We start from the raw sequence: 15,908 nt of genomic DNA, 5'->3' as shown, positions 1-15,908 counted from the left end.
ATACGTGTTTGCGAAAGGGCCTACTTCGTGCGAGCCATCGCATCGTGACCGGGCAACAAGTCCGGCCGGGGAGAGGATTGTACGATGGCGACTTCGGCCGCACCACTATCGACGCGCAAGCCGCAGATGGGCTGGGGACAGCTCGCCAATATCAGCTTCGGCTTTTTCGGCATCCAGATCGGGTTCGTTCTCCAGAACTCCAATATGAGCCGGATATTCCAGACCGTCGGGGCATCGCTCGACGATCTTCCCGCGCTTTGGGTTGCCGCGCCGCTCACCGGCCTGATCGTACAACCGATCATCGGCCACCTGTCGGACAAGACCTGGAACCGTTTCGGGCGCCGGCGGCCCTATTTCATGACCGGCGCGATCCTGGCTGCGCTGTCGTTGCTGCTGATGCCGCTCGCGCCTGCCTTCGGTGCGCCGCTGCTGTTCGCTGCGGCCTTGCTGTGGGTGCTCGACGCCAGCCTCAACATCTCGATGGAGCCCTTCCGCGCGTTTGTCGGCGATATGCTCGACAAGTCGCAACACGCCACGGGCTATGCCGTGCAGACGGCGTTTATCGGGGCGGGCGCGGTAGTCGCGGCTATCTTCCCATGGCTGCTCGAGCAATTCGGCGTCAGCAATGTCGCACCGGCAGGCGAGATACCTGATACCGTCAGGTGGAGCTTTTGGGCCGGTGCCGCCGCCCTGTTCGCGGCGATCGGCTGGACCGTCGTCTCGACCAAGGAATACAGCCCGGAGGAAATGGCCGCATTCGAGGCGGAGCGAGAAGTTGAGGCAGGCCAGACCGTGCGTGCCCTCGCAGCGAAAACCTACACTTCGGCAGCCATTTGGCTGGTTGCTGGCGTAGCGGTGATCCTCGCGGTTTCCCCGCTTGGGCTGGAAAAGGAAATCCTGCTTCTGGGCGGCTTGCTAATTGCATACGGGCTACTCAGCGCCATCGGCATTTCGATGGCCAAGCAGGGCAAGCACGCGAATATGCTGTCCAGCATCGTCGGTGATTTCTCGGGAATGCCGGACACGATGAAAAAGCTGGCTGTCGTCCAGTTCTTCAGCTGGTCTTCGCTCTTCATCATGTGGATCTATTCCGGCCCGATCGTCTCGCAGTATTTCTACGGCAGCGCCGATCCGACCACCGCCGCCTATAACGAAGGCGCGAACTGGTGGAACCTGATCTACACGATCCAGAACGGCGTAGCTGCGGTTGCTGCACTGGTGGTCCTGCCGCTGCTTTCCAAGCGTATGGGCAAGGCGCGGACGCACATGACCTGCCTGCTTCTTGGGGCGCTCGGGTTCCTCGGGTATTTCTTCCTGCGCGACCCGAACCTGCTGATCGTGTGCGAGATATTGAAGGGAATTGCCTGGGCCTCGATCCTTGCCATGCCCTACGCAATCCTTGCCAGTACCCTGCCGCAGGCGAAGCTCGGCATCTACATGGGGCTATTCAACATCTTCATCGTTGTGCCGCAATTGCTGGTTGCAACGGTCATGGGCAGCGTAATGAACGCATTTTTCCCGGCGGACCCGATCTGGACGATGCTTTTCGCCGCCGCGAGCTGGACGGTGGCTGCTCTTGCCATGCTACGGGTTACCGTTCCGGGGGAGACTGCCAATGCGTAAGGTCATCATTGGGGCGGCCGCAGCAGCTTTGGTCGCGGGTGGTGCTTACGCAATGTCGGGCACGCCTGAAGAACCGGGCAACGCAACGTGGGAGCCGCGAGAGACCGTCACGATCGAGCATCCCGACTGGTCGCGCGATGCCGTGCTTTACCAGATCAACACCCGCCATTTCACCGAGGAAGGTACCTTCGCCGCCGCACAGGAACAATTGCCGCGCCTGAAGGAGCTGGGCGTCGATATCCTGTGGCTCATGCCGATCCACCCGATCGGCGAGGAGAACCGCAAGGGCACGCTGGGCAGCCCCTATTCGGTGCAGGATTATTACGCGGTGAATCCGGAATTCGGCACGGAGGATGAGTTCCGCGCCTTCGTCGATGCCGCGCACGAACAGGGCTTCAAGGTGATCCTCGACCTCGTCGCCAATCACACGGCTTGGGATAATGCGCTGCGCAGCGATCATCCCGACTGGTACGAGAAGACATGGGACGGCGATTTCCGTCCGACCCCATGGTGGGACTGGTCCGATATCATCGACCTCGACTGGTCGCAGCCGGGTGTGCGCGAGCACGTAGGCAGGGCGATGGAATATTGGGTGCGCAAATTCGGCGTCGATGGCTACCGAGCCGATGTGGCGGGCTACGTTCCGCTCGATTTCTGGGAGACCGCCCGTGCGCGTCTCGAGGCGATCAAGCCGGTCTTCATGCTCGGCGAGGTCCAGCAGACCGCGTTCCACCACAAGGCCTTCGACGCGACCTATGCGTGGGACTGGCACAACACGACGAAGAACGTGGCGCAGGGCAAGGGCAATGCGACCAGCTTCTACGGCTATTATGCCGAAAACGAGAGCCTGTGGCCGCGCTCGGCGATGCGCATGACCTACATCGAGAACCACGACAGCAATGCGTGGGAGGGCACGATGGAAGAGAACTATGGCAACGCGCTTGAGGCGATGACTGCGCTGTCCTTCACCGGCGAAGGTCTTCCCCTGATCCATAATGGAATGGAGGCGTGCAATGCCAAGCGGCTCGAATTTTTCGAGCGCGACCCGATCGACTGGGAGCAGAACCCGGATTGCACGTATGGCGAATTGCTCGCTGACCTGATCGATTTTCGCAAGGCCAATCCGGCGCTCGAAAACGGTCAGTGGGGTGCGCGGATGCACCAGGTGGTGACAGACAAGCCCGAGCAGGTGCTTGCCTGGGCGCGGCAGGAAGACAGCAACAAGGTCGTGGGTCTGTTCAATTTCTCGCCGTCGGAAGTGAGCGTGACGCTGGCGGATGGTCTCGCAGCGGGGCGCTACACCGGGTTTCGTGAAGAAGGGGAAACGGTGCTTGCCGAGGGCGACAGTGTGACGCTTCCCGCATGGGGTTTTCGACTGCTTTCAAGCACGCAATAGGGGCTGATCGGCCCACATTGCGGTTGCCGGGGCGCAAACCATTCTATCCCGCCTGCGACCAAATGGCGCTTGCGGGTTGAGCAGCATGCATCCATCTCGGCGTCTCGCTAAGTTTAACCGTATACAGACGCCGGGGCCCGACTGTCGATGACCCTTACCCACCTCCAGCGGCTCGAAGCCGAAAGCATCCACATCATGCGCGAAGTGGTGGCCGAGGCGGACAAGCCCGTCATGCTTTATTCGATCGGCAAGGACAGCGCGGTGATGCTGCACCTGGCGAAGAAGGCTTTCTACCCGTCGTCGCCGCCCTTTCCGCTGCTTCACGTCGATACGACATGGAAGTTCAAGGACATGTACGAACTGCGCGAACGCAGCGCGCAGGATGCGGGCATGGAACTACTCGTGCATCGCAACCCCGAAGCCGAAGAAATAGGGATCAATCCTTTCGACCACGGCCCGCTCCACACCGACATGTGGAAGACGCAGGGGCTGAAGCAGGCGCTCGATAAATACGGCTTCGATGCGGCCTTCGGCGGCGCGCGACGCGATGAGGAAAAGAGCCGCGCCAAGGAGCGCATTTTTTCCTTCCGCACGGCCAGCCACGGTTGGGATCCCAAGAGCCAGCGGCCGGAACTGTGGAACCTCTACAACGCCCGCAAGAAGAAGGGCGAGAGCATCCGCGTCTTCCCGCTCTCAAACTGGACCGAGCTCGACATCTGGCAGTATATCCATCTCGAGAATATCGAGATCGTGCCGCTCTACTATTCCGCCAAGCGTCCGACTTTCGAATACGAAGGCGGCCTGTTCATGGCGGACGATATCGAGCGGCTTGAAAAGGTCATGGGCAAACGCCCCGAAATCACCGAACGTTCGATCCGCTTCCGCACGCTGGGCTGTTTTCCGTTGACTGGCGCGGTCGAAAGCGAGGCGGCCACACTGCCCGAGATCATCCAGGAGATGCTGCTGACGACCACGTCGGAGCGGCAGGGCCGGGTGATCGACAAGGATTCAGGTGACGCGTCGATGGAGAAGAAGAAGCAGGAGGGTTATTTCTGATGTCCTCCGATACCTACAAGACCGACGCACTGATTGCCGAAGACATCGAGGCCTATCTCGACAAGCACCAGCACAAGACGATGCTGCGCTTCATCACCTGCGGCAGCGTGGACGATGGCAAATCCACCCTGATCGGGCGCCTGCTCTACGATTCCAAGATGATCTTCGAGGACCAGCTTGCGGCGCTGGAAAGCGATAGCAAGCGCGTCGGGACGCAGGGCCAGGATATCGATTTTGCGCTGCTGGTCGACGGCCTAGCCGCCGAGCGCGAGCAGGGCATCACTATCGACGTCGCCTATCGCTTTTTTGCGACCGAGAGCCGCAAGTTCATCGTCGCCGACTGCCCGGGCCACGAGCAGTACACGCGCAACATGGTGACCGGTGCATCGACCGCCGATCTTGCCTGCATTCTCATCGATGCGCGCAAGGGCGTGCTGGTCCAGACCAAGCGCCACAGCTTTTTGTGTCACCAGCTCGGCATCAAGAACCTGGTCCTCGCCGTGAACAAGATGGACCTGATCGATTACGATCAGGAAAAATACGACGCGATTATCGCCGACTACGAAGAGTTTGCCAAAAGCATCGGTATCGAGAGCTTCACTGCGATCCCGATCTCGGGCCTTGCGGGCGATAACATCACCACGAGGTCGGACAAGACCCCATGGTACGATGGTCCCACGCTAATGGATCACCTTGAAGCGGTGGAAGTCCGTTCCGATGCGAACCTCGACAAGCCGTTCCGCATGCCGGTGCAGTGGGTCAATCGTCCGAACCTCGATTTTCGCGGGTTCTCCGGCCTGATATCGACGGGCAGCGTCAAACCGGGCGACCAGGTGCGATCGCTCCCTTCGGGCAAAACCAGCACGGTCAAATCGGTCGTGACGATGGACGGCGAACTCGAACAGGGCGTTGCCGGCCAGTCCGTCACCATCACGCTCGAAGATGAAATCGACTGCTCGCGCGGCGATGTATTGGCCGCAGCCGACAACCCGCCCGAAGTGGCCGACCAGTTCGAAAGCACGATCGTCTGGATGGACGAGGATCCGCTCGTCGTCGGCCGCGCATACTGGATGAAGCTCGGCACCCAGATGGTCAGCGTGACCGTTGCCGAGCCGAAATACGAGATCAACGTCAACACGATGCAGCATCTTGCTGCCAAGACGCTCAAACTCAATGCAATCGGCGTGAGCGAGATCACCACCGACAAGCAGATCGTGTTCGAGGCCTATTCCGACAACCGCGCGCTCGGCGGCTTCATCCTGATCGACAAGATCACCAATCGCACCGTTGGCGCGGGCATGCTGCACTTCAGTCTTCGCCGCGCACAGAATGTGCACTGGCAGGCGACCGATATTACGCGTGACGATCACGCCGCGATGAAGAACCAGCGCCCCCGCGTGCTATGGTTCACCGGCCTGTCCGGCTCGGGCAAGTCGACCATCGCCAACGAGGTCGAGAAGAAACTGGCGCTGATGAACCGCCACACCTTCCTGCTGGATGGCGACAATGTCCGCCACGGTCTCAACAAGGACCTCGGCTTTACCGAAAGCGACCGGATCGAGAATATCCGCCGCATCGGCGAAGTGGCGAAGCTAATGACCGATGCAGGGCTGATCGTGCTCACCGCTTTCATCAGCCCGTTCCGCGCCGACCGCCAGCTGGTCCGCGACATGATGGGCGAGGGCGAGTTTATCGAGATCCACGTCGACACCCCGCTCGAAGTGGCGGAGGCACGCGATGTGAAGGGCCTCTACAAGAAGGCGCGCGAAGGCAAGCTCAAGAACTTCACCGGCATCGACAGTCCCTACGAGGAACCGGAAGATCCAGAAATCCGCGTCAACACCGTGGCGATGAGCCCCGAGGAAGCCGCGGATTACGTGATTTCGAAGATCCTGCCGCTGAAGTGACCGCCGTGATCAGTCGACGAAATCGTCGACCCGTTCGATCACGATTGCCGGCGCCATGCCGCCTGCCGCGCACATGGTGACGAGGCCATAGCGCTTATCCTGGCGTTCCAGCTCGTCGACCATCGTGCCGATCAGGATGGAGCCTGTGGCGCCGATGGGGTGACCCAATGCGATCGAGCCGCCGTTCACATTGACCTTGTCCCAGTCGAGTTCGAGGTCGCGTACGAACTTGGCAGCGACGACAGCGAAAGCCTCGTTGATCTCGTAAAGGTCGATGTCGTCCTTGGTCAGGCCCGCCTTTTCGAGCACCTTCTTGGCGGCCGGGACCGGTGCATTGAGCATCAGCGTCGGATCGTCGCCCATATTGGCTGTCGCGACGATGCGTGCGCGCGGCTTCAGGCCATGCTTCTGCGCATATTCCTTGCTGGTGACCAGGACGGCTGCCGCACCATCGACCACGCCCGAGCTGTTGCCCGCGTGGTGGAAGTGCTTGATTTCGAGATCAGGGTATTTCGCGTTCACCAGTCCGGCAAACGTAGTCCCGTTCTTGTCGAGCGGGACGTTGGCGATCTTGGCGAAAGCCGGTTCCAGTTCGGCAAGGCCTTCCTTGGTCGTCTGCGGACGGGGATACTCTTCCTTGTCGAGCACCACGTTGCCGTCATCGTCCAGCACCGGCACGACCGATTTGTCGAAGCGGCCTTCTTCGATCGCTGCGGCGGCGCGTTGCTGGCTGCGATAGCCGACTTCGTCCAGCTCTTCACGGGTGAAGCCTTCCATGGTCGCGATGGCATCGCCGCACACGCCCTGGTGGCTCTGCGGGTGCTTGCGCATCAGGCGTTCGTTATAGCTGCCCATCATCGGAGGACGCATGCCGGCAGCCATCTTTTCCTTCGACATGGCGGCCGTCAGGCTCATCATCTCGGTGCCGCCTGCCACCACGCAATCTTCCATGCCGCTCATCACCTGTGCGGCGGCGAGGGCGACGCTGGTGATGCCGCCGCCGCAGAAGCGGTCGAGCGTCGTGCCGGACGAGGTGATGTCGAAGCCTGCATCAAGCGCGGCCATGCGACCGAGGTCGCCAGCCTGCATTCCGTCCTGCGTGCTGACCGACCAGATGACATCGTCGACTGTCGCCGTGTCGAGCCCGTTGCGGTCCTTGATGGCCTTGAGACAGGTCGCGGCAAGATGCTGGGGATGCATTGCGGCGAGAGCGCCCTTGCCCTGCTTGCCGATACCGCGCGGGGTACGGACGGCATCAATGATATAGGCTTCGGACATGGCTTGTTCCTCTCTCGTCTTGTCGAATCTTGCGGCTTTTGCCGGTTGACGTTTGCGTAAACCTCCCGCAGCAAGGGCGCAAGAACAGTTTCTATTTGCAATGGAGAGAGCAAGCATGTCGGAAGAAGTCCTGACCGAAGTGGACAACGGTGTCCTGATCGTCACGATCAACCGTCCCGAAGCGAAGAATGCGATGACCAAGGCCGCGGCCGAGGGGATTGCAGCGGCGATGGACCGGCTCGATGCGGACGACGATCTTCGGGTCGGTATCCTGACCGGTGCAGGCGGCACCTTCTGTTCGGGCATGGACCTCAAGGGCTTCCTGCGCGGCGAATCGCCCAGCATCGAAGGGCGCGGGTTCGGCGGCGTGGTGCAGGCTCCCCCGAAGAAGCCGCTGATCGCCGCAGTCGAAGGCTATGCGCTGGCAGGCGGGCTCGAACTGATGATCGCCTGCGACCTGGTAGTTGCGCACAAGGATGCGAAATTCGGCATTCCCGAAGCGAAGCGCGGCCTCGTGGCGGCGGCAGGCGGCGTCATGATGCTGCCCGACCAGATCCCCGAACGCGTGGCCATGGAACTGGCGCTGACGGGCGACTTCATCGGCTCGGAACGGGCTTACGAGCTTGGCCTCATCAACCGCGTGACCGATGGCTCCGCCCTCGACGGGGCGAAGGAGCTTGCCGCCAAGATCGCGGAAAACGGACCGCTGGCAGTTCGCGTATCGAAGCAGATCATGAAGGAATCGCGCGGCTGGGCGATGGACGAACGCTATGACAAGCAGGCCCAGCTGATCGGCCCTGTCTTTGTGTCCGAAGATGCGCGCGAGGGCGCGGCCGCCTTTGCCGAAAAGCGCAAGCCGAACTGGAAGGGCAAGTAAGCGGCCCGAACCCACAAGAGGATAATCGAGAGGAACCCTATAAATGCCCGTCATCGACGTACCCCCGCCCGAGTTTATGGAAGACGAGGAAATCTCGATCTTCGCCGACGCCGTCGGGAAGTTCTATGAAAAGCACGCCCCCGAGAAACGCGTCCTGAAATGGCGCGAAGAAGGCCAGGTTGAGCGTGGGTTCTGGAACGAGGCCGGCGAAGCGGGCCTTCTCGGCACTTCGGTCCCCGAGGAATATGGCGGTCACGGCGGCGATTTCCGCCACGAAATGGTGGTCATCGACCAGCAGGCGAAGCACGGCGTCGAAGGGTTCGCCGCGAGCCTGCACAACACGGTGATCCTCCCGTACCTGGTGCGGCACGGCACCGAGGAGCAGAAGAAGAAGTACCTGCCGAAACTGGTCACCGGTGAGCTCGTCAGCGCAATCGCCATGACCGAACCGGGCGTGGGCTCCGACCTGCAGAGCATTACAACCACGGCCCTGAAGGACGGCAACGGTTACCGGATCAACGGCGCCAAGACCTATATCTCCAATGGCCAGACCGCCGATTTCATCATCGTTGTCGCCAAGACCGATCCCAACGAGCGCGCCAAGGGCATTTCGCTCATGCTGCTCGAAACGGAAGGCGCCGAAGGTTTCCAGCGCGGCAAGAAGCTGGACAAGATCGGCATGGACGCCGCCGATACTTCCGAGCTTTTCTTCGACGATGTCTTCGTACCGGCTGAAAACGTGCTCGGCGGTGAAGAGGGCAAGGGCTTCTACCAGCTCATGGGCGAACTGCCGCAGGAACGCCTGATCATCGCCATGGGCGCCATGACAGGGATCGAGAAAGCGCTCGAGACGACGATGGAATTCGTCAAGTCGCGCAAGGCTTTCGGCCAGACCATCTGGGATTTCCAGAACACCCAATTCGTCATGGCCGACCTGAAGGCGCGGGCGACCGCAGCACGGGTCTTCGTCAACGATTGCATTGCAAAGCACCTCAAACGTGAACTCAGCGTCGATACGGCCTGCATGGCCAAGTACTGGGTCACCGAACTGCAGGGCGAGGTGGTCGACAAGTGCCTGCAATTCCATGGCGGTGCAGGCTACATCAACGATTACCCGATCGCCCGGATGTACCGCGACAGCCGTATTACCCGCATTTTCGGCGGCTCGAACGAAGTCATGAAGATGGTGATTGCCCGTTCGATGTAGTTCCTTCCCCTCCCTGCTCAGGCTAGGGCAGTGCCCAGCCTGAGGGGGAGCGGACGCTTGCGCAGAAGAAACGCCAGACCAGTATCGCGGCATGGCCTGCTGGTGGCGGCGTTCGTGGCTATTGCGATGATCTTCGGCGGCGGCGGCTCGCCGAGTCCAAAGGCCGAGATCATCGTGCAACTTGGCTTTGTCGCGGCGTTGCTCGCCTGGGTCTGGTGGGCCCCGCGCGGGAAAGAGGAAGTCCTCCAACCGGTTCCGCAGAGGCTTGCCCTCCTTGGCAGTATGCTGCTGTTCCTCCCCACACTGCAATTGCTGCTCTTGCCGCCGCAAATCTGGCAATCATTGCCCGGCCGCGAACTGCAAGTCGCTTCGCTTTCGTTGGTCGATGGCGCAAACAGCTGGCAGCCGCTGAGCATTAGCCCGGCGCGAACCCTTGCTGGTTTGCTGGCCCTTATGCCAGCCGTCGCCGTAATGTGGGCAACCGCGAAATTGCCGTCGCGCGACCGTCGTTTCCTGATCCTTTCGATCGCATTGCTTTCCGTAGCAGGGGCTGTGCTCGGCGCCTTGCAATTGGCCAGCGGAGGCGCTTCGTTCTATCTCTACGAGATGAGCCACCGCGGTTGGCTCACCGCCTTCCATGCCAATCGCAATGCAGCGGTCGACGTGCTCCTAATCGGTTCGCTCGCCGCGAGTGCCTTTTTCGTATCCAAACCGATGCCACCGGCCCTGCTCCGGCGACGGATGCCTGTTTTTCTGGCAGGTCAGGCCGTCCTGCTTATTGCAGCCATCCTCACCGGTTCGCGAATGGGAGTCCTGCTGATCCTGCCGGTCCTTGCCCTCAATGCTGTGATCCTGAAACCGCTCGGCGAGGGGAGAGCGCTCAAGCTGGCAGGCCGTGCAGCCTCCTTCGGTGTCATCCTCTTGCTGGCGCTTCCGCTGATCCTGGCCGGAAATCCGCGACTGGCCGCCGTAGCCACGCGTTTCGATGCCGCCGGCGATGCGCGCATCATCTTATGGCGCGATACATTGCAGGCGATCGACGCGTTCTTCCCCGTCGGAAGCGGTGTCGGAACCTTCCCGGTTGCATTTGCACCGCATCAGAGTTTCGAAAGCCTCACCGCCGCCTTCATCAACCGCGCCCATAACGACTTCCTCGAATTCTTCCTGGAGGCCGGACTGCTTGCCCTGTTTGTGCTCTTGGCCGGTGGCTACCTGCTCCTGCGTCAGGGCTTCTCCGCCTGGTCACAGGCAGCGTCGGAGCGTGCTCCACAGATCTTTGCGTGCGGTACCCTTGGTGTCATTGCGCTGCATTCGCTCGTCGATTATCCCCTTCGCAACATGGCAATAGCCTGCCTTGCGGGTGTGGCGGCAGGAATGCTCTCACCCACGCAGCACATGCGTGAGGTAAACCGGGACGCGGACAGGGACAGATGACGGGTCGAATCCTTCCAGAACGGAAATCGAAACCGGCGATTGCGGTGGCCTGCCTGCTTGCCGCGTCTGCGTGCCAGACACCCTTGGACCCTGTCGTGCCAGACGGGCAGGCGGGGTATGATGCGGTGGTAATCGATCCGCAAACCGCTTTGCCGGAACGATATACGCTGGCCCCGGGCGATATCGTGTCGATCTCCGTTTTCGGTGAATCCGACCTGTCTGTCGAGCGCATCGCCGTGGACAATGCCGGTATGTTGACGCTCCCACTGATCGGCGACGTGCAGGCTGTCGGACGCAGTGCCAGCGAACTTGGCGTTGCTATCGAGGCGGCCTACGCAACGAATTACCTGCGCGATCCACGCGTTTCGGTGGCGGTCCTGGAAGCGCGCGATCGCACGATCGCGGTAGAGGGGGAGGTCGAACAGCCCGGGGTCTTCTCTTACGCCGAAGGGCAGACGTTGCTGTCCGCCCTCGCTCTGGCGCGCAGCCCGACCGATACTGCCAAACTCGACGAGATCATGATCTTCCGCACGGTCGACGGTGAACGGACCGCCGGACGCTTCGACTTGCGGGCCATCCGCGGCGGCAGGATGCCGGACGTGGCGCTGGTACCTGGCGACGTCGTCGTCGTCGGCTACTCCAGCGTGCGTGGCGCCTGGCAGGATGTCCTGCGGGCGGTGCCCGTTTTCGGAATATTCCGGCCGATCGGATGACAGAACAGGTCCTTCCTCCCCTGATCGGCGAACGCGATCGCTATTCTGCGGCTTATGCTGCAGCGGGCGAGAACGCCGTTAGTACCGCGATCCGTAATGTGATCGGCGCGGTGCGCAGGTATTTCTGGATGGCGCTGGCCATCGTCGGCGCCGCCGTCGCGCTCGCCGTCATCGTGACCATGCTGGACACGCCGCGCTATTCGGCGGCGGCGAGCCTCCAGATCAATGACCAGAGTGACGAAGTCCTCGGGGCGGATCTCGATCCGCAGATTGCCCCCCCTTCGGACTGGGACATCGACCGTTTCCTCAATACACAGCTCGACGTGCTGCGCAGCAGGGCGCTCGCCGAACGCGTGGCCGACGCGCTGGACCTTGCCAATGACGAGCGTTTCTTCGCCGCGATGGAGGTCCCCGTGCAGGCGGGCGGGACAAGTGAAGCGGAGAAGCGGAAGCTTGCCGTGGCGCTTCTTCGGGACAACACGCAGGTGGAGTTGCGCCGCACTACGCGCATTGCGATGGTCGAGTTCGCGAGCACCGATCCAGAGGTCACAGCCCGCATAGCAAATGCATTCGCGGAAGAGTTCATTCAGCAGAACTTGCAGCGCCGCTTCGACAGCTCCTCCTACGCGCGTAATTTCGTCGCCGAACAACTCGACGAGGCTCGCGCCTCTCTCGAAGAGTCGGAAGCAGCCTTGAATGACTACGCGCGCCAGACGGGTCTTATCCGGACACGGGATGCCCTGGCGACGGGCGGCGCGGACCTAGCGGCCGGGACCGTGACTTCTTCCAGCCTGCTGCAGTACAATCAGGCTGCAATCAGGGCACGCGAAGCGAGGATTGCGGCGGAATCGCGGTGGGATGCGGTACGCAACTCCCCCCTCCTTTCCTCGCAGATCGTTCTGGCAAATCCGACGGTCCAGGCCCTGATGACGCGCCGCGCGCAATTGGAGAGCGAACTCGACGCGGCGCGCGATCGTTACCTGCCCGGTCACCCGGCAACGGCACGCATCGAGGGCGACCTTGCTGCGGTAAATAACCAGCTCAACCGGACTGCGAGCGAGGTCAGGCAATCGGTTCGCGCCGAGTATCTGGCGGCGCAGGCTGCCGAGCGCCGACTGGACAATCAGGTCGATGAAGCGCGAGGAAACACCCTGGCCGAACAGGACCAATCCGTGCGCTACAACGTGCTGGCGCGCGAAGCCGACACCGCCCGCTCGATCTATGAAGGACTTTTGCAGCGCTATCGCGAGCTCAACGCGTCCGCCGGTATCGCGTCGAGCAACATTACCATTATTGACCGGGCCCAGGCCCCGGACCTTCCTTCTTCGCCAAGCTTGCCGCGCAATCTTGCGATCGGTTTGCTGCTGGGGCTTGCCGTGGCGGGAATTGCGATCTTCCTGCGCGACCAGCTCGACGATGTGATCCACACTCCCGAAGATGTCGAAGACAAGCTCGGACTGTCGCTCCTTGGCGTCGTACCCCGCACCGAGAGCGGCACTCCGCTCGAGGAACTGGCCGAACCGAAATCCGCGATTTCCGAAGCGTACAACTCGATGCGCGGGGCCTTGCTTTATTCGACGCCGACGGGGCTGCCCAAAGTCATTGTCGTTACCAGCGCCCAGGCAGCGGAAGGTAAGAGCACGACAAGTTTCGCCATTGCCGCCGGCCTTGCCCGCATCGGCATCGCGCCTCTGCTCATCGACGCCGACTTGCGCCGACCGACCTTGCACAAGATTGCCGGCATCAAGAGCGAGCGCGGGCTTACCGATCTCCTGATTTCGCGTGACGAGCCCAGTGATATGGCAACGCGGGTCACGCTGGGCGAGGCGGAGTTCGATATCCTTCCGGCAGGCCCCCTTCCGCCAAGCCCGACCGAACTGCTTTCCTCGCCGCGCATGGCGCAGTTGCTGGAGACATTCAGCCAGCAATACGGCGTCGTGATCGTCGACAGTCCGCCTGTTCTGGGACTGGCCGATGCTCCCATGCTGGCGGCAATCGCAGACGGCACGATATTCGTCGTGGAGGCCGAACGCGGCCGGAGCGGTTCGCTCAAGGCTGCCCTGCGCCGCCTGCGCTCGATGGAGCCTACGCTGCTCGGGGCGGCACTTGCCAAGTTCGATCCGGCGCGCTCGGGTAACCGCTATTCGGCGTATTACGGCTACGACTATTACGCCTATGCAGACAAACAGGACGCGGCGTCCGTATGAGCAGCGTGCGGGCCCAATGGCTCGTGACTGTGGCGGGCGTGGCGTTTGCGCTCACCGCGTTCTTCTCCGGCCTGGATCGCGTTACCGCCCACCAGCCGAATGACGAACGGTTGATCCCCTCACCCTTTCGTGTCGAAGCCGATCGGGTCGCCGCTTCCTTGCATCTTCTCGCTGGCGATACCTCGCAGGCGGATGCGGCGGCACGTCGGGCGATACTCGCAGACCCGGTCGATGCGCGCGGAGCGGCTTTTCTGGGCGCTGCGGCGTATCAGGCAGGCAAACCTGCAAGAGGGGAGAGCGCGATGAAGGTCGCGGCGCGGCTTAGCCCGCGTGAGCCGCTAAGCCGGGCAGCGCTTGCAGCCCATTCCATGGAGCGCGGCAATGTCGATGCCGCCGCGGGGCATTTCGATACACTGTTGCGGGTGCAGCCTGCCGCGAGCGAGCTCGAGGCATTGTTCGCCATGATGGAAGCGAGTGCGGCAGGTCGGGCCGAACTGGCTCGAAGGCTGGATGGCCAGAGCCTTTGGAGCGATGCCTACCTTCGCGCGGAAGGGCAGCAGGCGAGTGTTCTTCGGGAACGCGCGCGCTTCCTCGCTTCGGGGGCGGACACTATCGGATTGAGCTGTGCGCGGGTCGAGCCGCTGGTTCGCGAACTCGCCAAGCGCAACCTGCGTGCCGATGCGCAGGACCTTTTGGCAGCCTATTGCGTCAATCCGGAAAGCAACCTGCTTCTGATCGATCCCGGATTTGAACGGCTGGGAGAAGAGGCTCTCTTCGGTTGGCGCCGCCACCGCTCGGGAGACGTCAGGATCTCGGCGATCGGCGAGGAAGATCGCCATGTCGAACTGAGCAACCGGACGAGCGTCACCCGCCTCGTCCTGTCGCAACCGGTCGCGCTTGAAGCGGGCGAATATCGAGCGTTTGCGAGTGTTTCGGGCGAAAATGCCGATGCGCTGCTTGTCTCGCTCGATTGCGGGGTTCCGTCGCGGCCCGGACAGGGAGGCGGCTCGCTCGGACGAGGGCAATTGCTTCAAGCGCCGGACTGCGAGGACCAGGTTTTCGGTATCTGGTTAAGGCCGGAAAAGGGGGCGGTTTCTCTGGACAATGTGCGTCTCGAACCGGTCGGTCGCGCGGATCAAAGCAATCGACCGTAACTGCGCTCCCAATGCTTCGCGATCGTCTCTTGCGAGAACGGTCCGCTAGCCAGGGAGAGAGCGGAATTGCTCATTTCCTTCCACTCGCTGTCGGTTTTCGCAAATGCTTCCACCAGTGCAGCGCCGATAGCGTCGCTCGCCGTGCCGCACCGTATCGCTGCCCCTGAAGCAAAGCCTTCGGGCAGGTTGCAGGCGCCGCTCATGATCGACGGCACGCCGGCCGCCCATCCTTCGAGGATCGCCATGGGCAAGCCTTCGCTATGCGACGGCAGGACCATAAAGCGCGCAAGGTCCAACAAGGCCGCCTTTTGCGAACCGAATGCGGTCCCGACGAACTCGACATTTGTTGCCGCAGAACCAGCAAGAGCGCTTTCGATGGCAGCGATGCCCTCGTCATCTCCCCAGCCTGCGATGACGAGGGAGGAGTCGGCGGGAAGATCGCCGCGTACCCGCGTCCAGGCTGCGAGCAGCGCGCCTAGGTTCTTCTTCTCGTGTATCCTGCCCAGATAAAGTGCCACGGGCCCACGCGGTGGGGGGGGATCCTTGGTCGCCGCTGGCGCGGCGTTGGGTATCACGATCGTCGATGCTGTCGGTATTTCCCGCTCGATCTCGGCTGCTTCTGCCTCGGTCAGGGCGTGAAGCAGGGACGCTCGCGACCAGGCTGCGCGTTCCCAAAGCAGGCGTGCGGCTTGCTTCTTCCATGCATTGCGGTTCGTGATCCACGGATCGAGCATACCGTGAGGACTGACGATCATCGGTTTGCCAGTCGATCCAGCCCATGTGCCCGCGGCGCGAACCGGATACTGCCAAATCCCGTGCAGGTGGAGCAGGTCCAGTTTCGCTGCCTCGAGCAAACGCGGCAGATCGGGGGAGTAGGCAAGAGCGACCGGACCACGCCGCCTGGCAAGTTGGAGCTCGGCCCCCTCCAGCCGCCAGCTGTCCTGTGACGCGGCATCATCTCCGACGCCCAGCACAACAGGCGTAGCGCCAAGGCGACGCAGGATCTGGACCTGCGCAGCGACAGCTTCGAACACGCCGCCATTGCGGCGCGATACC

General features: G+C 62.0%; 12 protein-coding genes. 10 read left to right on the top strand and 2 right to left on the bottom strand.

Features of this window, described 5'->3' with window-relative positions; all coding sequences use genetic code 11:
- Positions 1–84: 84 nt before the first annotated feature.
- The 4 genes from GRI34_RS07315 to cysN all read left to right on the top strand — a co-directional run bounded on the left by GRI34_RS07315 (position 85) and on the right by cysN (position 5,982).
- Positions 85–1,623: an MFS transporter gene (locus GRI34_RS07315; protein ID WP_199800130.1), complete on the top strand. Its 1,539-nt coding sequence runs from the start codon at positions 85–87 to the stop codon at positions 1,621–1,623.
- Positions 1,616–3,019 (top strand): alpha-amylase family glycosyl hydrolase, encoded by a 1,404-nt coding sequence (locus GRI34_RS07310; RefSeq protein WP_160595365.1) that lies wholly within the window; start codon positions 1,616–1,618, stop codon positions 3,017–3,019. Before GRI34_RS07315 ends, GRI34_RS07310 begins: the two co-directional genes overlap by 8 nt.
- A gap of 147 nt (positions 3,020–3,166) precedes the next feature.
- The gene (cysD, locus tag GRI34_RS07305; RefSeq protein WP_160595364.1) at positions 3,167–4,075 is read left to right on the top strand and encodes a sulfate adenylyltransferase subunit CysD; all 909 of its coding nucleotides are present in this window, start codon (positions 3,167–3,169) and stop codon (positions 4,073–4,075) included.
- Positions 4,075–5,982, top strand: coding sequence for a sulfate adenylyltransferase subunit CysN (cysN, locus tag GRI34_RS07300; RefSeq protein WP_160595363.1), 1,908 nt, complete (start codon positions 4,075–4,077; stop codon positions 5,980–5,982). The genes cysD and cysN overlap by 1 nt, the downstream gene beginning before the upstream one ends.
- A gap of 9 nt (positions 5,983–5,991) precedes the next feature.
- Here cysN and GRI34_RS07295 read toward each other — a convergent pair whose 3' ends face one another.
- The gene (locus tag GRI34_RS07295; RefSeq protein ID WP_160595362.1) at positions 5,992–7,260 is read right to left on the bottom strand and encodes an acetyl-CoA C-acetyltransferase; all 1,269 of its coding nucleotides are present in this window, start codon (positions 7,258–7,260) and stop codon (positions 5,992–5,994) included.
- A gap of 115 nt (positions 7,261–7,375) precedes the next feature.
- Here GRI34_RS07295 and GRI34_RS07290 point away from each other — a divergent pair, with 115 nt between their 5' ends.
- The 6 genes from GRI34_RS07290 (at position 7,376) to GRI34_RS07265 (ending at position 14,852) form a co-directional block, all read left to right on the top strand.
- Positions 7,376–8,137, top strand: coding sequence for a crotonase/enoyl-CoA hydratase family protein (locus GRI34_RS07290; RefSeq protein WP_160595361.1), 762 nt, complete (start codon positions 7,376–7,378; stop codon positions 8,135–8,137).
- 43 nt (positions 8,138–8,180) lie between these two features.
- Entirely contained in the window at positions 8,181–9,344 is a 1,164-nt protein-coding gene (locus GRI34_RS07285; RefSeq protein WP_160595360.1) for an acyl-CoA dehydrogenase family protein, read from the top strand.
- Between the two features lie 57 nt (positions 9,345–9,401).
- A complete protein-coding gene (locus tag GRI34_RS07280; RefSeq protein ID WP_160595359.1) occupies positions 9,402–10,778 on the top strand; it encodes an O-antigen ligase family protein in 1,377 nt (458 codons plus the stop codon).
- A gap of 95 nt (positions 10,779–10,873) precedes the next feature.
- On the top strand, positions 10,874–11,491 hold the full coding sequence (locus GRI34_RS07275) for a polysaccharide biosynthesis/export family protein (protein ID WP_160595358.1): 618 nt from the start codon (positions 10,874–10,876) through the stop codon (positions 11,489–11,491).
- Positions 11,488–13,698, top strand: a complete 2,211-nt coding sequence (locus GRI34_RS07270; RefSeq protein ID WP_160595357.1) for a GumC family protein — start codon at positions 11,488–11,490, stop codon at positions 13,696–13,698. Before GRI34_RS07275 ends, GRI34_RS07270 begins: the two co-directional genes overlap by 4 nt.
- Entirely contained in the window at positions 13,695–14,852 is a 1,158-nt protein-coding gene (locus tag GRI34_RS07265) for a tetratricopeptide repeat protein (protein ID WP_160595356.1), read from the top strand. Before GRI34_RS07270 ends, GRI34_RS07265 begins: the two co-directional genes overlap by 4 nt.
- Here GRI34_RS07265 and GRI34_RS07260 read toward each other — a convergent pair.
- A complete protein-coding gene (locus tag GRI34_RS07260) occupies positions 14,834–15,886 on the bottom strand; it encodes a glycosyltransferase (protein ID WP_160595355.1) in 1,053 nt (350 codons plus the stop codon). The two genes, GRI34_RS07265 and GRI34_RS07260, sit on opposite strands and share 19 nt — an antisense overlap.
- Positions 15,887–15,908: the final 22 nt, after the last annotated feature.

This window comes from Qipengyuania aquimaris (assembly GCF_009827445.1).
Taxonomy (GTDB): Bacteria; Pseudomonadota; Alphaproteobacteria; order Sphingomonadales; family Sphingomonadaceae; genus Qipengyuania; species Qipengyuania aquimaris.
Note: the sequence above shows the minus strand (reverse complement) of the source record. Positions and strands in the feature narration are given on the sequence as shown.

Coding starts and splice junctions, on each gene's coding strand:
- GRI34_RS07265 (WP_160595356.1), top strand. CDS start 13,695: ATGAGCAGCGTGCGGGCCCAATGGCTCGTGACTGTGGCGGGCGTGGCG.
- GRI34_RS07295 (WP_160595362.1), bottom strand. CDS start 7,260: ATGTCCGAAGCCTATATCATTGATGCCGTCCGTACCCCGCGCGGTATC.
- cysN (WP_160595363.1), top strand. CDS start 4,075: ATGTCCTCCGATACCTACAAGACCGACGCACTGATTGCCGAAGACATC.
- GRI34_RS07290 (WP_160595361.1), top strand. CDS start 7,376: ATGTCGGAAGAAGTCCTGACCGAAGTGGACAACGGTGTCCTGATCGTC.
- GRI34_RS07310 (WP_160595365.1), top strand. CDS start 1,616: ATGCGTAAGGTCATCATTGGGGCGGCCGCAGCAGCTTTGGTCGCGGGT.
- GRI34_RS07270 (WP_160595357.1), top strand. CDS start 11,488: ATGACAGAACAGGTCCTTCCTCCCCTGATCGGCGAACGCGATCGCTAT.
- GRI34_RS07315 (WP_199800130.1), top strand. CDS start 85: ATGGCGACTTCGGCCGCACCACTATCGACGCGCAAGCCGCAGATGGGC.
- cysD (WP_160595364.1), top strand. CDS start 3,167: ATGACCCTTACCCACCTCCAGCGGCTCGAAGCCGAAAGCATCCACATC.
- GRI34_RS07285 (WP_160595360.1), top strand. CDS start 8,181: ATGCCCGTCATCGACGTACCCCCGCCCGAGTTTATGGAAGACGAGGAA.